General features: G+C 38.6%; 22 protein-coding genes, 1 tRNA gene and 2 pseudogenes. 10 read left to right on the top strand and 15 right to left on the bottom strand.

What is annotated here, in order from left to right:
• Positions 1–190: 190 nt before the first annotated feature.
• The 3 genes from ACIQXV_RS24380 (at position 191) to ACIQXV_RS24370 (ending at position 2,655) form a co-directional block, all read left to right on the top strand.
• Positions 191–931, top strand: a complete 741-nt coding sequence (locus tag ACIQXV_RS24380; RefSeq protein ID WP_402963191.1) for a YwaF family protein — start codon at positions 191–193, stop codon at positions 929–931.
• A gap of 211 nt (positions 932–1,142) precedes the next feature.
• Positions 1,143–1,216, top strand: a tRNA-Arg gene (locus tag ACIQXV_RS24375).
• A gap of 299 nt (positions 1,217–1,515) precedes the next feature.
• Complete coding sequence (locus ACIQXV_RS24370) at positions 1,516–2,655, top strand: zinc-dependent alcohol dehydrogenase (RefSeq protein WP_402963188.1); 1,140 nt, start codon at positions 1,516–1,518, stop codon at positions 2,653–2,655.
• A gap of 383 nt (positions 2,656–3,038) precedes the next feature.
• Here the strand turns inward: ACIQXV_RS24370 and ACIQXV_RS24365 are convergent.
• A pseudogene (locus ACIQXV_RS24365) lies at positions 3,039–3,119 on the bottom strand (ATP-binding protein); the annotation flags it as partial.
• 619 nt (positions 3,120–3,738) lie between these two features.
• Between ACIQXV_RS24365 and ACIQXV_RS24360 the strand changes: the two are divergent.
• From ACIQXV_RS24360 to ACIQXV_RS24345, 4 genes are read left to right on the top strand one after another with little or no spacing between them, the layout of a single operon-like run.
• The gene (locus ACIQXV_RS24360) at positions 3,739–5,361 is read left to right on the top strand and encodes a spore germination protein (RefSeq protein ID WP_402963182.1); all 1,623 of its coding nucleotides are present in this window, start codon (positions 3,739–3,741) and stop codon (positions 5,359–5,361) included.
• A 13-nt stretch (positions 5,362–5,374) separates the two neighbouring features.
• A complete protein-coding gene (locus ACIQXV_RS24355) occupies positions 5,375–6,580 on the top strand; it encodes a Ger(x)C family spore germination protein (RefSeq protein ID WP_402963179.1) in 1,206 nt (401 codons plus the stop codon).
• Positions 6,581–6,585: 5 nt separating this feature from the next.
• Complete coding sequence (locus tag ACIQXV_RS24350) at positions 6,586–6,807, top strand: hypothetical protein (RefSeq protein WP_402963176.1); 222 nt, start codon at positions 6,586–6,588, stop codon at positions 6,805–6,807.
• 36 nt (positions 6,808–6,843) lie between these two features.
• A complete protein-coding gene (locus ACIQXV_RS24345) occupies positions 6,844–7,947 on the top strand; it encodes a GerAB/ArcD/ProY family transporter (RefSeq protein WP_402963173.1) in 1,104 nt (367 codons plus the stop codon).
• 251 nt (positions 7,948–8,198) lie between these two features.
• On the opposite strand, the gene ACIQXV_RS24340 is transcribed toward ACIQXV_RS24345, so the two are convergent.
• The 4 genes from ACIQXV_RS24340 to ACIQXV_RS24325 all read right to left on the bottom strand — a co-directional run bounded on the left by ACIQXV_RS24340 (position 8,199) and on the right by ACIQXV_RS24325 (position 9,752).
• Entirely contained in the window at positions 8,199–8,420 is a 222-nt protein-coding gene (locus ACIQXV_RS24340) for an IS3 family transposase (protein WP_402963302.1), read from the bottom strand.
• 95 nt (positions 8,421–8,515) lie between these two features.
• Positions 8,516–9,058 (bottom strand): IS3 family transposase, encoded by a 543-nt coding sequence (locus ACIQXV_RS24335; protein WP_483874212.1) that lies wholly within the window; start codon positions 9,056–9,058, stop codon positions 8,516–8,518.
• Positions 9,059–9,075: 17 nt separating this feature from the next.
• Positions 9,076–9,393, bottom strand: a complete 318-nt coding sequence (locus ACIQXV_RS24330; protein WP_402963170.1) for a transposase — start codon at positions 9,391–9,393, stop codon at positions 9,076–9,078.
• 146 nt (positions 9,394–9,539) lie between these two features.
• A complete protein-coding gene (locus ACIQXV_RS24325; RefSeq protein WP_402963167.1) occupies positions 9,540–9,752 on the bottom strand; it encodes a hypothetical protein in 213 nt (70 codons plus the stop codon).
• Between the two features lie 292 nt (positions 9,753–10,044).
• On the opposite strand from ACIQXV_RS24325, the gene ACIQXV_RS24320 reads away from it, so the two are divergent.
• Positions 10,045–10,278 carry an MDR/zinc-dependent alcohol dehydrogenase-like family protein gene (locus tag ACIQXV_RS24320; protein WP_402963164.1) on the top strand — a complete coding sequence of 78 codons (234 nt, stop codon included), beginning with the start codon at positions 10,045–10,047 and terminating at the stop codon, positions 10,276–10,278.
• Between the two features lie 15 nt (positions 10,279–10,293).
• Positions 10,294–10,725 (top strand): annotated as a pseudogene (locus ACIQXV_RS24315) (zinc-binding dehydrogenase); the annotation flags it as partial.
• 247 nt (positions 10,726–10,972) lie between these two features.
• Here the strand turns inward: ACIQXV_RS24315 and pdxR are convergent.
• The 7 genes from pdxR to ACIQXV_RS24280 form a co-directional block, all read right to left on the bottom strand.
• Positions 10,973–12,403, bottom strand: coding sequence for a MocR-like pyridoxine biosynthesis transcription factor PdxR (gene pdxR, locus ACIQXV_RS24310; RefSeq protein ID WP_402963161.1), 1,431 nt, complete (start codon positions 12,401–12,403; stop codon positions 10,973–10,975).
• 130 nt (positions 12,404–12,533) lie between these two features.
• On the bottom strand, positions 12,534–12,728 hold the full coding sequence (locus tag ACIQXV_RS24305; RefSeq protein WP_402963158.1) for a hypothetical protein: 195 nt from the start codon (positions 12,726–12,728) through the stop codon (positions 12,534–12,536).
• A 359-nt stretch (positions 12,729–13,087) separates the two neighbouring features.
• The gene (locus tag ACIQXV_RS24300) at positions 13,088–13,459 is read right to left on the bottom strand and encodes an iron chaperone (RefSeq protein ID WP_402963155.1); all 372 of its coding nucleotides are present in this window, start codon (positions 13,457–13,459) and stop codon (positions 13,088–13,090) included.
• Positions 13,460–13,776: 317 nt separating this feature from the next.
• Positions 13,777–14,736, bottom strand: coding sequence for an aldolase catalytic domain-containing protein (locus ACIQXV_RS24295; RefSeq protein WP_402963153.1), 960 nt, complete (start codon positions 14,734–14,736; stop codon positions 13,777–13,779).
• Positions 14,737–14,887: 151 nt separating this feature from the next.
• Positions 14,888–15,991, bottom strand: a complete 1,104-nt coding sequence (locus ACIQXV_RS24290) for an AI-2E family transporter (RefSeq protein ID WP_402963150.1) — start codon at positions 15,989–15,991, stop codon at positions 14,888–14,890.
• A 119-nt stretch (positions 15,992–16,110) separates the two neighbouring features.
• Entirely contained in the window at positions 16,111–16,995 is an 885-nt protein-coding gene (locus ACIQXV_RS24285) for an SCO family protein (RefSeq protein ID WP_402963147.1), read from the bottom strand.
• 156 nt (positions 16,996–17,151) lie between these two features.
• Complete coding sequence (locus ACIQXV_RS24280; protein ID WP_402963144.1) at positions 17,152–18,240, bottom strand: thermonuclease family protein; 1,089 nt, start codon at positions 18,238–18,240, stop codon at positions 17,152–17,154.
• Positions 18,241–18,419: 179 nt separating this feature from the next.
• Between ACIQXV_RS24280 and ACIQXV_RS24275 the strand changes: the two genes are divergently transcribed.
• Positions 18,420–19,025: a LysE family translocator gene (locus tag ACIQXV_RS24275; RefSeq protein WP_402963299.1), complete on the top strand. Its 606-nt coding sequence runs from the start codon at positions 18,420–18,422 to the stop codon at positions 19,023–19,025.
• Between the two features lie 191 nt (positions 19,026–19,216).
• On the opposite strand, the gene ACIQXV_RS24270 is transcribed toward ACIQXV_RS24275, so the two are convergent.
• From ACIQXV_RS24270 to ACIQXV_RS24260, 3 genes are all read right to left on the bottom strand, one after another.
• Complete coding sequence (locus ACIQXV_RS24270; RefSeq protein ID WP_402963141.1) at positions 19,217–20,011, bottom strand: ABC transporter ATP-binding protein; 795 nt, start codon at positions 20,009–20,011, stop codon at positions 19,217–19,219.
• A 153-nt stretch (positions 20,012–20,164) separates the two neighbouring features.
• Positions 20,165–21,145 (bottom strand): electron transfer flavoprotein subunit alpha/FixB family protein, encoded by a 981-nt coding sequence (locus ACIQXV_RS24265; protein WP_402963138.1) that lies wholly within the window; start codon positions 21,143–21,145, stop codon positions 20,165–20,167.
• 11 nt (positions 21,146–21,156) lie between these two features.
• Entirely contained in the window at positions 21,157–21,951 is a 795-nt protein-coding gene (locus ACIQXV_RS24260) for an electron transfer flavoprotein subunit beta/FixA family protein (protein WP_402963135.1), read from the bottom strand.
• Between the last annotated feature and the right edge of the window lie 19 nt (positions 21,952–21,970).

Below are 21,970 nucleotides of genomic sequence, written 5' to 3'. Positions count from 1 at the left end.
GGTCTCGGGCACTCGTCGAATATCTTCCAAATTAAAGGGATTTATTAGTGAAGTAATTGAAAATAAGTAATATAGGGATGAGGATGTCGACAATTGTGGACATCCTCATGTTTTTGCCAATAAACCACGAAATATTCTGATTTAACCAACATTCAAAGCATGTTAAGATTTAACAAAGGATGGTGAATGTATGGGCTGGTTTGGACGCAGTTACAAAAACTATGATTTTGAAATGTTTTCCATCAGTCACTTTGTTATTATATCCATCTGTTTAGTAGTTTCGGCTTTACTATTTTTCTATAGAGAGAAATTAAAAGATGAGAAATGGCGAGCTGCGGAAATTGGGGTTGCGATATCGTTACTAATGGCAGAAACAACTTATCATTTTTGGATGATGCTTAATGGCAGCTGGAATGTTAGTCATGCCATTCCTCTGGAATTGTGCAGCATCAGCCTGATTTTAACCATAATTTTATTACTCACAAGGAAAAAAATTATATATGAGATTTTATTATTTACCGCATTACTGGGAGCATCCCAGGCATTGATTACTCCATTACTAAATTATGACTTCCCACATTTTCGATTTTTTCACTTCTTTTATACCCATTTAATGATTATCTGGGTGCCGCTTTATTTTACTTGGGCAAAGGGCTACCGGCCAACCATTTGGTCTGTCCTAAAATTATTTGTCTTTTTAAATGTATTAATGCCGATTATTATGTTTATCAATAAGCTTGTGGGTGGAAATTATATGTTCCTAATTCACAAACCTGACAGCGCAAGTTTGCTGGATGTTCTTGGGCCCTACCCTTGGTATATTTTATCGATGGAAGGCTTATTAATTGGTCTGAGCTTAATCGTATGGGTCATTTTCCGGGAAAAGGCTGCAATAAAAAAAGAAGTGTCAAGAAACTTACCAATCCAATAATTACATCTTTTTATTGACCTTTCTCGATAAACTAATTATAATAATAAACGTTCCATTCAATTGGATAAGTGTCCCAATAGCTCAGCACGCTCGAATATACTTCAATGAATTTTCTTCAGCGTACTGATCGAAACACTTCTTGATTATTCTTTCTGAGATCAGGACGGGATTATCTTATTGTGTGAGCTTGATTAATTTTTATAGTTTTCTTGTCCCAATAGCTCAGCAGGATAGAGCAACAGTTTCCTAAACTGTAGGTCGGAGGTTCGAATCCTCTTTGGGACGTAATGTATAATCCCTCAAATCGTTGGTACATAAGCGATTGGGGGATTTTTTATTTTTACAGATGCAAAATTAATGCAAAATTATTTTGAGTTCAAAAATCCCTTCGACTTATTACACAAACAAAAAACGCCCATCACTGGACGTCAAAAAATGTTTTAAGGTAATAAGCCACCGTCATGATCCACTTTTTCAATGTACATGTATTATTAGAATAATTTTAAATCTGATTCAAACTAAGAATTTAAAGGTAGATATATAAACATACTAGGTAGTGTATTTTATTTCTAGGAGGTTTATTTATGAAAGCAGTTACCTTTCAAAGTGCAATGAATATGCAAGTTAAAGAGGTACCAGATCCGGCTATTGAAAAAAACGATGATATAATTGTCCGTATTACCTCAACAGCCATATGTGGCTCTGATCTTCATATATATCAAGGAGCAATTAAAGCTGAAAAAGACTATGTTGTCGGTCATGAACCAATGGGAATAGTTGAAGAAGTAGGATCCGAAGTAACAAAAGTGAAAAAAGGAGACCGAGTAGTATTACCTTTCAATATTGCTTGTGGATACTGTTTTTACTGTGAAAATGAAATGGAAAGCCAATGCGATAGCTCTAACCGCAATCCACATGTAGACACAGGCGGATATTTCGGATTTACTGAACGATATGGGAATTATCTTGGAGGTCAAGCTGAATTATTGCGTGTACCATACGCGAATTTTATCCCATTTGTTGTACCAGAATCTTGTGAACTGGAAGATGAAGCATTATTGTTTATGTCTGATGTCCTTCCGACTGCCTATTGGAGCGTGGATAATTCAGGTGTGAAAAATGGTGATACGGTAGTAGTCCTCGGTTGTGGTCCTGTTGGGTTAATGGCACAAAAATTTGCTTGGATGAAAGGAGCTAAACGTGTCATTGCGATTGATCAACTCCCTTACAGACTAAACCATGCAAAAAAAATGAACAATGTTGAAATATTTGATTTGACCAAACAAAAGGATATTGGTTTATATATAAAAGAAATTACTCAAGGTGGAGCAGATGTTATCATTGATGCAGTTGGAATGGATGGAAAAAAAACACCTATTGAAGCAATTGAGCAAAAAATGAAGCTAATTGGTGGAACAATAAGCCCAATTAAAATCGGTATGGATGCCGTGCGAAAATTTGGAACGATGCAGTTAACAGGAGTTTACGGCTCCAAATACAACCAGTTTCCTCTTGGGGATATATGGGAAAGAAATGTAACGATAAAAATGGGACAAGCACCAGTTATCCACTTTATGCCTATGTTGTTCGAAAAGATCACAAAAGGCGAGTTCGACCCAACGGAAATTATTACTCATAAAGTTCCTCTTGACCAGGCAAGTGAAGCATATAATAAGTTTTATAATCATGAAGATGAATGCATTAAATTCATTTTAAAACCATAATACAATATTCATTAGTAGAGTAACCTAGCAATTCAAAGGAACAATGACTACTGAACAATAGAATCATCCTCCCTTTTACCACCAAAGGCTCGTAGTCTGTGCGACTATGAGCCAATAATTTCTGTATATCCTTTCAGTGTTATATCCTCATCATTACAACAATTAACACAATATGGCATAATGTCTTCGGGAAACTGTACAAAGGCAGCAAACTCGGAACCACAAAAGTCACACCAGTAGATGGTTATTTGCTTAGACATACTGCTTTCTCCTCCTGTTGTTTACGATTAATTCTATCCTCAACCTTTTCGGGCAACTTGGTGATAAATCTCGAATAACCATCTTTACATTTTAAATAATTCATTGCGTGGTAAGGTTTCATAATTCAATGCTTGTTCCTTATAGGCTTCCGCCATACCGCTCAATTTCATTTCGATTAATTTACTTAATGTTTGTTCATTCATCATTTATCCGTTCCCCCGTAATAAGAAGCTCCACGAGTAAAGCCATAATTATTTTTGCTGATTTTTGTTTTCCGTTTCAATTCTTGCTAAGCATCATTCTTGTTATTGTTCTTCAGTATTGTTTGAATACTTTTGACCGTCGGTCTTTGATGTGTTGGGATGTCCGAGAAAAGGATAAAGAAATTCCATGTAGACAACTTAATCATTCATGCCAAAAAATGTTGAAATTGCAAATGCAGAAAATGTTAAAATTAATGAAGTAAAACACATAGAAACTAAGGATGATCGAAAGGAAGACCATTTTCCAAGGAGAGACCCCTGGGGATTTTTTTGGGGCTGGCATTCAGGGGAAAAAGTAAATTCAGAAAAAGATTCTGAATAGTACGATTAAAATAAATGCAAGGAATGATCCTAAACTGGGTCATTCCCTTTTATTAAACCCCTGATTTTTATAAGGATTACATTTGACTAAGAAAACTGTTTTAAGATCGGCTCGTTCATAGCATTACACCTAAATGTTGGGAAAGAAAAAGCAGATACATAATATACGAAGAAACGGTAATTCTAATACTGGATAATAACTTACATCTTTTGTATTTGTTGTGGAGGTTTTCTTCAAATGGAATATATTCGAAAATGGTGGCTACGAAAGTTGCTTGGTAACCCCAATCAACATTCTCAAACTGCTAACTTAAATGGGCAAAAAAAAAAGATACTGCACAATCAATTGGAAGCAAATGTTGATTGGATCGTCCGAAAGTTTGGAAACAGTACGGATCTAGTAGTTAGAAAATTCGAAATAGGCGAGAGAGAGACACAGCATGCAGCTATTTTGTATATCGATGGTATATCCGATTCCAAATCTGTGCTCGAATCTTTTTTAAAGCTGTTGAATGAACATACTTATCTACAAATTCTTAATACACCGTTCGATGTCGAAAAATTTATGAATCGGCTTGTCGTTCCTGTTGGATCAGTAAAAAAGGAGAGCGACCTCGACTTGCTTTTAACAGCAATTGTTTCGGGAGACACGGTGATCTTGTTTCAGGGATTAGAGCAAGCGTTTGTTGCAAGTACCAGACAATGGAAGGAGAGAAGCATTGAGGAGCCTATCAGTGAACCGGTCGTCCGGGGACCGAGAGATGGTTTCACTGAAACCTTAAGGACGAACACATCCCTATTGCGTAAAAGAATTAAAAACCCAAATTTATGGATGGAAACATTGCAAATCGGCAGAGCTACCAAAACTGATGTTGCAATCATGTATATACGTGACATTGCTAACCCAAAGATTGTTGATGAGGTCTTGAATCGGTTGAAGGCAATCGATATCGACAGCATCTTAGAAAGCGGTTATATACAAGAAATGATAACCGATAGGACAATCACAGTATTTCCATTAATCTATAACTCGGAAAGGCCTGATGTGATCTCAGCGGAAATATTAGAAGGAAGAGTTGCCATTCTCGTCGATGGGACCCCAACTGCCCTCATTGCGCCTGCTGTGTTTGTACAATTTTTACAGGCTTCAGAGGATTACTATCAAAATTGGGATTTTGCCACGTTTATTCGTATGGTCCGTTATGGCAGCTTAGGGATTACACTGCTGGCTCCTGCGCTTTACATTGCGATTACAAATTACCATCAGGAAATACTTCCTCCTAAGCTTCTGCTCAGCTTGGCTGCTGCCCGAGAAGGAGTTCCGTTTCCAGCATTTATTGAGGCGACAATGATGGAACTGATTTTTGAACTATTAAGGGAAGCAAGTGTTCGAATGCCAAGAACAGTTGGATCTGCCATCTCAATCGTGGGAACACTTGTGATCGGACAATCTGCTGTCCAAGCAGGACTTGTATCCCCTGCAATGGTGATTATCGTTTCATTAACAGCCATTTCTAATTTCGCGATTCCATCTTATAGTATGTCCACTTCATTCCGTATGCTTAGATTTTTTATCATGTGGCTGGCTGCTTCCTTAGGCATTTTTGGCATCCTGCTTGGGTTGTTCATTATCGTCTTCCATTTATGCAGCCTTCAGTCGTTTGGGCTTCCATATATGAGTGCTTTTGCACCATTCCATATAAAAGATCAAAAAGATGTCATCCTTCGAGTGCCCCGCTGGTTAATGGTGACAAGACCCCATTTTAACAAAAATCGAAATTACATTAGAGTCGATTCAAATATGGAAGCTGCAAAAGCTAACAAAAAATCATCCATGAAGAATGAACAGGATCCTAAATAAAGGGGGCTTTCCCATGGGTGAAAAGCTAGGGAAATGGATTTTGATTTTTACCCTGCTTATTCTTCTTACCGGATGCTGGAATCGCAGGGAGTTAAATGAATTATCAATTGCGGTGGCACTAGGACTAGATGAGGCGGAGGATGGACAAATTGTCGTCTCTGTTCAACTAGTCAATCCAACAGAAATTGCGACAACGGATTCTGGAGGATCAGGCAGATCGCCCGTAACCACGTATCGTATTCAAGGGCGTTCCATATTCGAATCAATTCGAGAATTAACATTAGAGGTAAATCGAAAGGTGTATTTCTCGCACCTCCGCATGGTGGTAATCGGTGAACAGTTATCAAAAAAAGGGGTTATTGATTTACTAGATTTTTTATCGAGAGATCACGAATTTAGAACGGATTACTTCATCGTAATTGCCAAGGACGAAAGAGCAGAGAATATTTTGAATGTCTTGACGCCTCAAGAAAAAATCCCTGCTTCCAAATTATATGAGTCTCTCGAAAAGGCTGAAGAATCGTGGGCATCCACAAGTAGAGTGACTCTTGATATGTTAATTGACGACTTGTCTAGTGAAGGAAAAAGTCCGATTTTAACCGGTGTCATGATAAAAGGTTCAAACAATAAAGGAAAAGATCTAGATAACATTAAAGTTTCCCAAGTTCCAACCACCCTGAAATATAATGGTCTAGCAGTTTTTAAAAGAGACAAGTTGGTGGGATGGCTGAATGAAAATGAAAGCAAAGGATATAATTACACCCAAGGAAACGTTAAAAGTACAGTGGAAAAGATCAATTGCCAAAACGGTGATATGGACGTAGAGATAATTAGCTCAAGATCGAAGATTAAAGGGGCATTGACACAGAGTGGTGATCCATCGATTCACATAGATATATACGCCGAAGGTAATATTGGAGATCTGTCTTGCAATATCGATATTTCAGATCCTTCTTCCATACCAAAGATAGAAACAATGACAGAGAGTAAAATTAAGGAGATGATCCTTGATGCGGTACGTGAGTCGCAGACTGAGTATAAAACGGATATTTTCGGTTTCGGTGATGTTCTTCGCAGGGGTCATCCTAAAAAGTGGAAACGATGGAAACAAAACTGGGATTCAAGGTATTCTGACCTGAGTGTTGACGTAAACGTTGATGTTAAAATTCAACGAATCGGAACAATTAACCAATCCGTCCGATCAAGATTAAGGAAGTGAGTCTAATGTGGTTCATCATTACATCCATTGCTGTTGGAATCCTCACTGTATTGCTTGAACTACCTAAGTTGATAAAACAAAGACAAATCAAGGAAGCAATAATGTTCAGCTTTCTCATCGTTTTCTCCATTACCCTTTATGTTTTACAAAAGATGATTATTCCTATCCCGAATCTGTTAAAACTGATTCAAGAATTCTATGAACGGATTGGATTAACATTAAAATAAGAGGGAAGATGCGCAAGTGGAAGGGGCTTAATCTTCGTGAAACTAAATCATACAATCGGTGTACATCAATTTACGGTCCTAGTCATCTTTTTTGGTGTAGGCACATCCATCTTGATCGCACCAGCATCGCTTGCCGCTGATGCGAAACAGGATGCATGGATATCATCCATTATCGGCTTTGCTCTTGGGGTGTTCCAACTTGCGATCTATATAGCATTAGCCAACCGCTTCCCTCAAAAAACACTCATTGAGGTAAACGAGCTTGTTTTCGGTAAATGGGTTGGGAAGATCTTTTCTTTCTTTTATATCTCTTTTTTTTTCGTATTATGTGTAGGATTGCTCGGAGATATTGGCAATTTTTTGACGACAGAGGTGCTACCAGAAACGCCAATCGATTTTATTATGGCTTCTTTACTTGTGGTGGTCATTTTTGCCACTCGTTTAGGACTGGTAGTAATCGCCCGTGGAGCAGAAATTTTTTTCCCATGGGTGATATTTATGTTCGGACTGTTGGTGCTTATGCTGGTCCCTCAAATTGAATTAAGAAAAATCCAACCCGTCCTAGAAAACGGTTTCCTTCCCGTTTTGAAAGCTGCATTCCCTTTTACAAGCCTTCAAGAGTTTGTGGTTATGATGATGCTTTATCCATTCGTGATAAAGTCCCAAAAAACAGCTAAAGCCTTTTACTTTGGATATACATTTTCTGGCGTTGTACTGATTATTATCATGCTTTTATGCATTTTGGTATTAGGTCCGGGGTTAACCGCCGAAAACATTTACCCAAGCTTTTCACTTGCAAAGAAAGTTAATATAGCAAACTTTTTTGAACGTGTCGAGGTCATAATCGGCGGTCTCTGGTTTATTACAATCACCTTTAAATTAATTATAACATTTTATGCAACTTTACTTGGAACAAGTCAACTGCTTCGATTTAAATCCTATGAATTTATGACTGTACCTGTAGCCATTTTTTTAATTGTCACTGTTTTAACTTCATATACAAATATCGTTTTTGTGATGGATTTTTTAGATCGGGTTTGGCCGTCATACGCATATACCTTTCTGATCATTCTTCCTCTTTTGACATTGATCATGGCTTGGATAGGAAAGAAGAAATTACAATGTGACACTTTTGCATAGAGAGGTTTAAGAGACATCTTTTCCTGAAACTGTAGGTCGGAGGTTAAATTCCTCCCCGTGACGCTAAAAAATCCCTGCAATCTGAACATATCCCTGTCAAGTAGACAGTAATAAAAATAACCACCCTTCTTCAGCAGCTTACAGGGTAGTTGATTGAGGGTGCACTGTCAAGGAAAGCACTTGACAGCACCCCCTCAATCAACTGAATGGTCTGTAAGCTGAAGAAGGAGACAATTTAATCCATTTGTCTTCTAAGCAATCTTGGTCACTCTGTATTCCACAGGACTAAGATTGCTTAATCTTTTCTGGTAACGATTATGATTATAAAAATAAATATATCGATTAATTGCCTCAATTACTTCCTCATCTATTTTAAACGAATGAAGGTACATGACTTCTGATTTTAAATGCCCAAAGAAGTTTTCCATACTGGCATTGTCTAAACAGTTTCCTTTTCTGGACATACTAGGAATAATCTTATGCTTTTTAAGAAGTTTATGGTATTGGCGGGATGTGTATTGGAAACCTAGGTCACTGTGGAGAGTGACCCCTTTCGTATCTTGCTTTTTTATGCCTCTTTTACTGTATCAGAAACCAATTTTAAATCATTAGATTTACTGATCTTATAAGCTACAATTTCATTATTGTATAGATCCTTTATAACAGATAGGTATAATCGTTTTTGGTTAAACATTAAGTAAGTAATATCTGTAGTCCATTTTTGATTCAATTCTGTCGCATTAAAATCACGATTCAGAATGTTTGGAACAACAATATTTTCAGAACCTTTCTTGTAATTGCCCTTTTTCTGTCTAATTTTCGCCTTAATTCCAAGTTCCTTCATTAGTCGATAAACTCTTTTGTGATTAACCCTTATGCCATATTTACGGAAGAGCCATATTTTTATACGATAATAGCCATATATTCCATTCACTTCGTTATAACATTCAAGTATCAAGCCTTTGATATATTCATCTTCACGTTGTTTAGAGGTTATAATATCTTTTCTTTTTAACCATTTGTAATATCCGCCTTTAGACACTCCAGCAAGTTCACAGAGCTGCAGTACAGGATACTGGTTAGATAGGTCTTCTATTATTTTAAACAACATTTGCTTGTCCTTTTTCTTCACCTCCTTTGAAAAGCATGTAATTTTTTTAAAAACTCATTCTCCATTTTTAACTTCTGATTTTCCTCTTCTAACGAAAGTGGCTTAGAACTTGGTCTGCCCTTAAAAGGGGACTGCGAACTACCCCGACGATCTTTAAGTCCATCTAAGCCTAATTCGTTATAATTATTTACCCAACGACTAATGTATTTATGGTCATATACTCCAAGTTCCTTTGCGATACCAGTGTAGCTCATATCTTCCTCAATATATTTTTTTACTGCCATAAGTTTGAACTCAACTGAATAGTTTATGAATTTTTGTCCTTTTTTAGCCAAAATAAATCCCTCCTGTGTTAGCCAGTATGGGTTTTTTTCATACTGTCTACACAAAAGGGATAATATCAATCGCAAGGGTTTTTTTAATATCAAAATGTGACAGATACTAGCAGGGTCCCGGCCGCTTTGGCCTTAATTCGGACGACTTAGGAAGGAACATAAGCTACCGGTACTTCTTCAATGTCAATCAACGTGACTGTAAAAGGGTCAGCCCCTGCTACGATGGTCTTTTGTTTTACTAGTTCTTCTACTTCGATCGCGGCAGCTATATCCTTATGGAATACCTCTATAGCTTTTTTCCAGATCTCTGGAGGAATCGAATCAAGGCGAGATATGTCACAGTTTGGATGGTCAATCACTGCTAAACCGGAAGCAAGTAAACAATGGGTAGTCCTTAGTGGTAAAGAATGACATTCATCTTCGAGAACTTCTCGTTACGGAAAAGGACAAATAGTAGGGTATGTTGAAAGAAATGAAGTTACAGTCAGCCCTCAATGGATTGATATATGGAAAGTATATACTCCTAGGGCGAATAATGTTGGTACTGAATTAAATGATGATAACTTGAACACTTTTGTCGGAGCACCGAAAACAATTTGTACAGAATTTATATCTTGTAATTGGGGCTGATTTAGGATTAGATGAAGTTTCGTGTGCGCCGTGCATAAATTGCCGGAATCGTTAAGCTTTGAACAAGGTGCAGCACTTGGTATCCCTGTCACTGCTGCCTATCGTGCACTTTTTCATCGGGCGCATTTAAAACCAGGTGAAACGATATTGATCCATGGTGCTTCCGGTGGTGTAGGTACCTTGGCTATACAACTGGCAAAATATGTTGGCGCACAAGTAATTGGAACTGCCGGCACTGAAGAAAATATGGAATAGGTAAGAAAATACGGTGCCGATGCCGTCCTTAACCACAATCAAGCTGATTATTTGAAGGCAATCCCTCCCATTACGAACGGTGCAGGCGTTGATGTCATCATTGAGATGCTGGCCAATGTAAATCTGGAAGAAGACTTAAAGCTGATCAACAAGTTTGGCCGGGTAGTCGTAGTGGGCAACCGCGGATCATTGGATTTCAATCCCCGCCTGATAATAGCCAAAGAAGTCGATATCTTCGGTATGGCCGTATGGAATGCACCATTAGACGAATATAATGAAAGTTTAGTTGCTGTTGAAGCTGCACTGATTAACGGGGGACTTCAACCTTTCGTAGGAATAATTCTGCCGTTGGAAGAAGCGGCCAAAGCACATACCCAGATTGTAAGCAGCAAAGCCAATGGTAAAATGGTATTGGAAATCGCAAGTAACTATTGGAAAAGATATTAGCAGGTTGGGCTGGAATTCAAACATTCAGTAGAGGCTTGATTTCCTGAAGCCACGCCCATGATTAACCGATTAAAAGAAGCCATGTTAATTGACGTGGCTTCTTTTGCAACTCAATCTGGATGGCGGAGCGGTAGTTTTGATTCATCCTATTCAATACATTCCATTTCCTGTGGGTAAATATTAAAACTACCGCAGATGATCATTTCTAATGACCGCTTGCTGTTATCTAAGAACTTGCTATAAAGTATTAAAGGGAATTAAGTGCTTCGGCAAACCTTTTGATACCTTCATGAATGGATGGTTCATCTTCCCTTGCAAAAGTAAAACGGACAAACCCCTTTTTAGATCCCATTGTTGAACCTGGAACAAAAATGACTCCTCTTTTCATTGACTCTTCCAGCAATTGCATTTCATTATAGTCTTTTTTTACCCTGCACCAAATATGAATTCCTCCTTGAGGAATGGAAAATTCAACTTGATCCTTTAAATAAAACTTAAGGCTGGTGACAATTTGATTCCTTCGACTCTCCAGTTCTTTTACCAATCTTTTGATATGAGAATGGAAATTTTCCGATTCTAAAAAATCATTCGCAATCCATTGATTTAAAATAGCATGACCGAAGTCAATTTGTTGCTTCGCATCGGCTAATCTTTCAATTACCGGTGCCGGTCCAATAATCCAGCCAATTCTTAACCCCGAAGCAACGATTTTCGATAAAGAGCTAATGTATAAGACATTTCCGTGGACATCCATCGATTTTAGTGTAGAGACCTCTTCATCTGTAAAAGATATTAGACTATATGGATCGTCTTCCACCACAGGAATCCCATGTTCAGAAGATATATCTAAAATTGCTTTATACTTTTCTTTTTGCAGCAAAGTACCTGTTGGATTTTGAAATGCCGGATTCAAAAAAATCATTCTAATTCGATGTTTTTTATGTAACAACAGCAAATCATCTGGATTTACACCATCTTTATCTACTTGTAAGAAGTGGGTTTTGATTCCTGCCGATTTAAATATCGGAAGATTATAAGAATAGGATGGATCTTCCAAAGCAACAGCATCTCCTGGTTTTAGCAGGCATTGAACAACCAAATGCAACGCTTGTTGTGCCCCGGATGTAATTAAGATAGATGACGGATTTGTTTCAATTCTTCGACATTGTTTAACATGCTTTGTAATCGTATTCCTTAATACTTCATTACCCAGTGGATGATCATATCCTAAGCTTCCAAAAAACGATCTAGTCGAGGTAATCTCCCGTAAGTACTTTATAGGAAAGAGGTCTTCCGATAGCTCTCCGCTAGCCAAATTAATCATTTTATGTTCAACTGCTTCTTTTCGAATCCTTTGCATTACAGGTAGATTAGGTAAAAACGAGCCTGCCTCTATATACCTGTTCCAACTTGGAATACGTTTCTTGGTAATTCCCCATATATCCTTGCTTATTGTGGTCCCGCTACCCCTATTTCTATGAATCAGTCCATTTGATTCCAACTCGTCATATGCGGCAATGACTGTACTTCTGTTAATGGTAAGTTCTTTAGCTAATGTTCTTTCAGAAGGTAATGGTTTATCAGGAGGAAACGTTCCATCTGCAATTCCATTTTCGATATATTCTGCAAGTTGCTTATATATAGCTTTTTTTGCGGTTCGATCCGGTTTCCAATCCATTTACTACATCCCTTTTTATGTTAATTAGTGGTATTAAATTATTATCGCACTTTTTATATTTTTTATCAGGCGTACCTTTCCCATTTTAAAAAACCTATCGTCATTACGACAATAGGTTTTTGGTAGACAATTAGCTAAAAAACACAATAAAGATTCCAAGAGCAAATAAAATGAGTGGAATAGAAATAGCATAAATCAAAGTCAAATTTGTAGTGTTTCTTTTTGTGGAGCTGCTATAATTTTCGTCTCCTTTTCCAGCTATTAATAATGTTGAAATAACTGCTATGATAATGACTAAGAATACCAAAGTCGTTAAAATCTCCATGTAACACCTCTTATGACGAAAAATTAATTATAAGTTAATCCTTGAACCCAGACCAAACAAGTATTTTCTTTATCGGTCTTATCAGTAATAAATCTACTTAATAGTATAATAGATGGACACCAATTAAAAACCATCCAATTCTTCAAAAATTCAACCATCCACTTTTATCATTAACCTTCCCGCCTATAAAGAATAGTGGTGTACTTTTAAAGGTTCCTCGATTAATTGTCACGCCTTTGTTTTAAGGCCAAAAAAAAAAAGATTGCCTAAAACCTAGCAAAACTAGGTTAATACAAGCAATCTTAATATTGAAAAGCCCTAAGAAGGCCTCACAGGCTTTCTTAGGGCTTTCCATTTTTTCATTTCCGCCAAAAATTCGTATACTCTGCTTTATCCTGAATATTAAATTCAATCATTTTCTCAAGCAATTCGTAATTTACCGGCTCATTCCACGGAATTCGAAACAAGCCTTTGGTAGCGCTATAGCCAGCTTGTACAATGTCATCTGCAAAGTGCGCAATGCCTACTTCTTCGGGTGAAACGCTCAAATGATGCTTCGCTGTGGAAAAGCCGACGATAAATGTGCCGTGGTCAGAAAACATTGGCGTATTCCACTTGATTTGCGGTTCTAAATTTGGGAATTTATTAGCAACCCACGCCAAAATTCCCTCTGTTCGGTCGCGGTGGTCAGGGTTATCGATACCTGCTAAATATTTTGTAAAAACTTCCATGTTGTTCCCTCCAAAAATAAAAATTATGTGGTTTAGAGAAATTCCTAAGACACGTTCTTAAAAAACACCGATTTCCAACTATATATAGTTTTAGTCAAAATGGCTTAAAACGCAAATTAGAAGCTTTTAAAAGGATCTGACTTGTATCGCCACCCACAGCTGGTCTGTCTAAAAGTATATGACTTCATGTCATCTGTAGCATTACTGCACTTATCGGGATTTATTATTTCGTAATCATGTTTTATTTTCCAAAAAAAGACCCCCTTCATTAACCATAACAGTTAATAATGGGGGTCTTTTTTTCTAGTAAATCCCATCTATTTTGCTGCTGTTGCCAATGCAACTTCAGGTGATGTTACCTTATCATAAAAATCGACGAATTTATCACGATCTGCGCTATCACGGTATGCCATAGCCACACGCGGATGTTCATTAAGTACACCTGAAATCATGTATGGAATGATATAGCCCCATTCCCAGTTTTGACGCATTTCAAGCATATGTTTTTCAATAATACCTAGAACTGGCTTGAGCTCATAGCTTGTTTTTTGGATGTAGCTAACGAGAAGTTCTGTGTGACAGTTACCGGCCGCACGACCCATACCGTAAACAGAAGAATCTAGGAAAGTTACTCCGTTTTTCATCGCAGCTAGTGTATTGGCGAACGCTAACTGCATGTTGTTATGCGTATGAATCCCAAGCTGTTTATTTGGAATCATTTCTTTAAACTTTTTCACTTGATGCTCAATATCTGCGGGATCTAAACTTCCAAATGAATCCACGATATAGACCACATCTACAGGACTATTTCGTACCAATTCAAATGCTTCAATAAGCTTCGTTTCAGGTACACTTGATAAAGCCATAATGTTTAGGGAAGTCTCATACCCTAAATCATGAAACATTTGTACAAGTTCCAAGCCTTTGTCCACTTCGCGGATGTAACATGCTACACGAATCATATCTAAGACACTTTGTTCACGTGGCAGAATGTCATTTGGATCCACACGGCCAATATCTACTAAAGCTGATAGCTTCGTAAACTTTTTCTCAGGAATAATTTCTTTCAAGAAGTTATCGTCAAGAAATCTCCATGGATTAGGTTCTGTTGCATTAAGCAGCTTTGGAGAATTTTTGTATCCAATCTCCATGTATTCAACACCTGCTGCACTAAGGCCATTATATAAGTCTTGAACAAATTCGATACTGAAATCCCAATTATTAACCAAACCACCATCACGAATGGTACAGTCTAAGATTTTGCAGTGCTGTCCCAAGATGTAATCCCTCCTGTTTTTCCTTTTTTATTTAAATTATTTTAACTTTAACGCTTTTATTTATTAAAATCTTATTGTGTTTATATCATTTTTCATTAAACAGTGTCAATCTATTTTTCTGAAAATTACTATAAAAGACAAACGAAATATCTTAAGTTTCCTCAATCGGATTACTTGCCCTCTTTCTCGCACGTAAAAATTTTACCACATTCACTACAATCGTTTTTGATACAGCGTAGGTTGGAACAGCTAATACCATTCCGAGCACACCGGCAAGGTTTCCTGCGGCAAGCAAAATAATGATGATGGTTGCTGGATGGGTATCAAGGGTTTTGCCAAGAATTAGCGGTGATAAAAGATTTCCTTCAATTTGCTGGGCGATTAAAATTACTACCACTACAAGAAGTGCTTTTGTCGGAGAATCGAAAAGAGCAATCAGCACTGCAGGAGCCCCTCCTAAAATCGGTCCAACATATGGAATTATGTTAGTGAAGGCCACAATCATAGCCAGTACCAATGCATAGGGCATGTCAATAATTAAATAGCCAATAAATGATAGAGTTCCCACAGCCAAGGCCACAGTTACCTGTCCTTGAATATAGGCCGAAAGCGTTTCGCCAGTTTCTTTTAAAATTGCCAGACCTTCCTGCCTGTACTCTGAAGGTATGAACTTTGCGACAGCCTTCGGAAAATTGTGCCCGTCCTTGAACATGTAAAATAATAAAAAGGGCACGGTGACTAGTATTATCGCAATATTGGCGATGATACCAAATATATTCCCAATAGCACCAGTAATCCTGTTAGGTAGCGTATTTGCAAACTGAATAAGTTTCTTTTGGACCGTATCAATCAAGTCGCTTTGCGCATTCATGAACCGTTTGAAATCCGAGGAATGTGCAAAATTGTTAAAAAACTTCATTGTCTTGTCAGCATATACTGGGATCTCATTAGCAAGAGCCGTTACCTGCTTGGTAATAGCGGGCACCAAATTTCCAATGGCAAGTACTAGGATCCCGGCAAATACAACATAAATGATCAGGATGGCGACTAGTCTTGGCACCTTCCGCCGTGCGAGAAAATTCACAACCGGATTCAGCAGGAAAAATAGGAATCCCGTAATGAGAATCGGGAAGAAAATAGTGGTGAAGAAGACACCAATCGGTACAAACAAAAACGAAATTTTTGTGGAGACAAAAATGATGGTGAAGATTAGTAAAATTTGAATGAGCCAGAATTGCAATTTTGACTTTCTCAAAGTATATACCTCTTATTCTTTGTATTTGATAAAAGTATATCAAACACAGTGTTGACGGTACAATTTTTTTCAATTATAAAAAGACCGCTATTTTTATCATTCGTTAGCGGTCTTTTTCCCTATTCTCCTGTTAAAACATGCAGCAATTCACCTCGGTCAATAAAACTGCCCATGAATTCATGGGTCAACTTCACATCCTTATTAAAAATAAAGGTTTTGTTATCATGTAACACTTCTGTCCCTGTTTTTTCAAAATGTTCGCCAAGTGTATCGGCTAATATTTGTATTTCACTTTTGTCTCCGGTCAGCATTTTTAAATAGGACATATCAAAATTCATTTTCTGTGCATGTGCTTTCATTGCTTCAGGTGTATCGTTTTCCGGGTCAAGCGAAACGGAAACAAGTAATAGGTTTTCTGATTTGCCCCCTTTTGTTTTAATATCTTGCTGCAGATTACTAAAGTTCCCTAATAAAATCGGACAGGCATTGGGATCGATACAGTTACCATAGGTGAAGGTCATCACCACTGTTTTTCCCAAGAGGTCCTGTTTTGACACTTGGTTCCCATTTTCATCTATTAAGTTGAAATCTGGGAGTGTGACATCCTTTGTAACCTTATGGGCATTTTCTGCCGTTTTTACCTCAACCGAAAACTGCTTTTCTTCCTCATATTTTTCACCGTCGTTTTCCACTATGATAGTGGCCACCCAGTCGCCATTCATTGGTAAATCAGTTGTTCCGATATATTTTCCTTCACCAATGTCTTCAGCCGTAACGGGGATGGTTCCATGGTCCATATTTTTCATATTCAAATGAGCACTTACTTTGGCACCTTTAACAGGATGTCCCTTCTTGTCTTCAATTTTAATTTGCATTACGTATGGTTTATCCGGGGTAAACGTTTTGGGTGTTGAAAGTTTCACGTTCAAATTATTTGATGCCCCACAACCGGCGACAACAATAACAAGTATCAGACTTAGGATAATAACAGGTATCTTTTTCATGTAATGACCAACCTTTCAACCATTTTGCAAAGTTAACAACTACTTAACACTATAAACCTAAGTAAATGTTTTATCTGTGAAGTAGTGCACTTTTGGCTGTTCAAAAAAAATAGTTCATGAGATTGTCATGAACCATTTTTTGAATGTATCTATGATTTATTCACATGCCCAGTTATCTTTATCGCGGTCATGCCTTGATTCGTATGCGGGATGTGTCGAAGGTACACCGTCTGGATATACTTTTCTCATTTCCGTGCAATTTTTGAAGGATTCTTTACCGGTTTCGGAAGATTCACCGCTTGATGTTGAACCGCCAGACGTATTTCCCCCCGATGAAGAACTATTATTTTGCGAAGAGTCTAAATCACCCTTCGTTGTTCCTTGTTCACCAAATGCCCATAAACCCTTATTTGCTTCCCTTGCTTCTCTCGCAAATTTTACAAAGTATTTGCTGTATTTCACATCAGGTGGATAGGTGGATGGTTCAGCGTAGCCATTTAACACCAGGTCAGCATTGTACATTTTCGCACGAATTTCATTTTCATCCATATCATTTGTCGGTACGCTTAACCAAACGATTCTAAGCAACCGGCTGTACCTGTCCGTTTCGGAAACATCTTTTTGAATCCACACCTGTTTGCCATTCAGCTTTGAGATTGTATAATTGCTCGCTTCTTTTCCATATTCCTCGTGCTTTGTGGTCGATTCAGGTGTATTTACGCCTACCAATCGGATTTTTCTTCCATCAGAGGCGACGATTGTATCGCCATCCACAACCCGTCCAACCGTAATAAGTTCTAACCCCATACTTTTCGCTAATTCTTCTTGTAAAGATTGTGCGGCTGCTTGTTTTACCTGTTCTTCCTTTTCAGCATTTGCTTTTTCTTCCGCTAATCTATTTTCATCTGCCTTAGCTTTTGCCTCAGCATCCGCCTTTTCTTTTGCCTGTTTTGCAGCTTCTACCTTCGTTTCTTTATTTACGGAAGCTACTTTCGCTTGGCCTACGTCTTTCATTTCTTCGGTTGGTTCGAAGAATACCGTGGCTAATACAATGGAAGAAATTAATCCCACTGCAATGATCCATCCTGATTTTGCAAATCTACTATTTCTATTACGATATTGCCTTTTAAGAAACAATCCTATGATAAAAATAACCATACCGATGAACGAGATCGGTGCTGCAATCCCCATCGCAAACATAAACAGTAGGACAGCAGCGATAAGAAGCCCTTTAATAAATTTCAAAATCCATGTTCACCCCTTTACAAACTCCATTCCATTATACCTATTATCATGTTTATTTTGTTAAAAAACTCTCTTTATGTACACGGATGCTTCCAATTATGATAAATTAATAACAACAAAATCTTAAGAATAATCTGAAAGGGGCTGTTCGTTTGCAGCATTATTCCTTATTTATCCTGATGTGTATTCTTCTCATTATTTTACCTGGCCCGGATACGGCAATGACTACAAAAAATACCTTAACAGTGGGCAGATCTGGTGGCATTAAAACCCTTTTGGGTACACTTTGCGCTCTCTTGATCCATACTTTTGCTGCAGTCATCGGACTTTCCGCCATTATTGTGAAATCTGCCTTATTATTTTCTGTTTTCAAATATGCTGGTGCGATTTATTTAATTTACATCGGCTTTAAAACATTATGGTCCTTGAAGAACAATGAAGCAGCCGCAAGTAAGGAAACAAACACTGAAAATAAGTACGGTCATACAACATGTTTTCGCCAAGGTTTTCTTACTAATCTCCTTAACCCTAAGGTTGCCATCTTCTTTTTAACCTTTTTGCCGCAATTCGTGGATTCAGGGACTAATACCTTTGTACCGTTTCTTATCATGGGCATATCCTATACCTTGTTAACTGCTATCTGGGTCATCTCTTATGTTTATTTAATCAATCAAATCAGCGCATTTATGAAAAAACCAGCAACCCAAAAGGCAGTCCAAGCAATAACCGGCATTGCCCTACTCGGCTTTGGCCTAAAACTAGCCCTAGAAAAATCCCATTCATAGCCGGAATCTCATAGACGGTGTCAGGCACCATTTACTGGTTCCCCACTATATATAAGTTGCAAGAAGTAGTTTTGGTGTCAGGCACCATTAACTGCTTCCCTACTATATGTAAGTTGCAAGAAGTGGTTTTGGTGTCAGGCACCATCCAAAAAGGACCTCATTTTGAGGTCCTTTTTGGATTTAATCTCTCATTAATACTGCACTTTTGTTTGCAATTTAGATAGAAGTGGTCGTTCATTTTCCCAAATAACATGAACTGGAAGACCAAGGAATGGGGTCAGCTGTTCACTCGATATCATTGCTGCAGTATTTCCCTTTGCAAAAACTTGTCCCTCTTTCAGTAATAATGTTTTATCGAAAACCGGTAATATTTCTTCAACATGATGTGTCACATAAATCATCGTTGGTGCACTTGGACTTTTCGCAATTCGATCAATTGATTCTAACAGCTGCTCGCGTGCTATAAAATCTAATCCATTTGTTGGCTCATCGAGAATGAGCAGGGCAGGGTCTGACATCAATGCACGAGCAATTAGAACACGTTGTTTTTCTCCTTGTGACAATGTTTCATAATTTCGGTTAGCATACTCTAAACATCCAAGGTCTTCAAGCAGTGTAATGGCCTTCTTTCTCATTTGATCTGTCGGGGTTTCGTAAAGTCCAATGGACGCAAAGGCACCACTTAAGACGACTTCAAATGAATTATCACTAGGATAAAATTTCTCTTGTAGCGAGGAAGAAACAAACCCAATCTGCTTTCGAAGCTTTTCTCCTAGATACGTTTTCCCGAACTCCATACCCATAACTTCTATTTTCCCTTTTGTCGGGAAGTAGTACGCATTCACCAAATTTAAGATGGCTGTTTTCCCGGAACCGTTTAAGCCAAACAGCACCCAGTTTTCACCTTTTTCAATCTGCCAATGAACATCTTGTAAAATCCACTTTCCTTCTCGTCTTAAAGAGACGTTTTCAAGGTTTACAACCAATTTTATAACCCCTTTCCAGCAATCATACTTACCAAGACTCTAAATCATATTTTAATAGTATCAAAATCTTCAGAAAATAAACAAGGAAAGTAACCCATTTATTTTGGGCCCCTTTCCTTGTTTTTTTAATAATGCCTTCAATCGTTCATTTTTCTACACAAGCACCTTTTTCAGCTTTTCCGTTAATGCGGGGATCACTGTCTTGTAGTCAGCGATTACACCAATATTGGCCCGTTTAAAAATGGGTGCTTCGGGATCTGTATTAATGGCAATAACGGTTTTTGCACTTGTGATACCAGCTAGGTGTTGACTGGCGCCGGAAATTCCAACGGCAATATATAGATCTGGAGCGACTACGGCACCAGTCTGCCCTACCTGTAGGTTTGACGGAACCCATCCGGCGTCACATGCTGCCCGTGAAGCACCAACCGTTCCTCCAAGCAAGTTTGCTAGAGTTTGCAGTTCAGTAAAACCTTCGGGACCTCCAAGACCGCGTCCACCGGAGATGATGATACGAGCATCCTCAAGTCGGATTCCAGACAAAGCCGCCTGAATTTTGACAACCAGCCTGGTCACAATCATGTCTTCAGAAGCAGCGAAGTCTAGCGGAATGATTTCCCCAATGTGATTCTCATCTAATGACGGCAATTCTTGGCTCTTTTGGCGAATGCCAACAACAACTTTAGGACGAGTTGTTTTATATTCCCCATATGCTTTATCACCATAAATTGGCCGAATCCAAGTCTGTTCTTCGCCTTCGGTTCTGAAATCGACTACCTCTGTAATGGCAGATGCGCTTATACGGGTAGCCAGCCGTCCGACTAGATCTTTCCCCATTCTATCAAAGGAAATTATTAGCACATCGGCACTTGACTGTTGAAACACCTTGTGTAGGCAATTTACGTAAAGGTCAACATCGTATTCATCGAGTAACGGATTAGAAACAGTATAAGCAATGCTCGCTCCACAGGCAATTGCTTCCTTGGCACTCTTTTCAGAACTTGAACCAAGTAAGACGGCACGAACCTCAGCATCATTGGCACTCGCTAGGCGGGAGCCAAATGCCAGCGCCTCTCTGCCGCCCGGTGTCAAGGACTCTCCCTGTTGATGTGCAAAAACAAGAATATTTGACATGTTGACTCCCCCTATAAAATCTTCAGTGCCAGGAGCTTATCAGCCAACTCTCCTGCAAGTTCAGCACCCTCAATGCCAGGCAATACTTCGCAATTCACTTCCCTATTTTGAACATAGGCTCTCACAAGTTTTGCTCCAGGTTGACACCGTTCACTATCTAAATTGAGATCATCACTTTCAAACTGTGTAATTGGCTTACTTCTGGCAAGTCTAATATCTTTGACCTTTGGCAGCCTAGGAACATTTGTCTCGGAGCTGATAATGGTAAAAACAGCAGGAGAAGGGACGCTTACCACGGTGTAACCACCCTCGGCCTCACAAGAAGCCTTAACATTTTCTCCGTCCAGTTCAAGATCTGAGACGAGTGTCACACAAGGGATAGAAAGCTCTTCCGCTAAAACCGGACCCACTAAGCCCTCTTCAATATCGCTTGCTTGATATCCAGTCAACACTAGCTCTGCCCCGCCAAGAGTCTTGATTGTTTGGGCAAGGATATGACCCACAGCTTGACCATCAAGATCTTCCCACTCCTCATCCCAGATACGAACAGCGGCATTTGCTGTAAAAGCGAAGGCTCTGCGCAGCACTTCCTCAGAGGTCTCATCACCAAGGCAAAGAGCTGTTACCGTAGCTCCCGGTGTTTTATCCCTCATTTGAATGGCAAGTTCAAGCGCATTTTCAGCAAAGGAATCCAGTACCATATCGGCATCACCATTCTCAGGGCGGTTAGTCTCGGGATCAATCTGAAAATACCGTGGTGTAATCTCCGGATCGAGGACATGTTTTAGGCATACAACGATATGCATCTCTAGTTCACCTCATTCT

Source organism: Neobacillus sp. NPDC097160 (genome assembly GCF_044762155.1).
Classification (GTDB): Bacteria; Bacillota; Bacilli; order Bacillales; family Cytobacillaceae; genus Neobacillus.
This window is presented reverse-complemented; position numbering and strand designations above follow the sequence as displayed.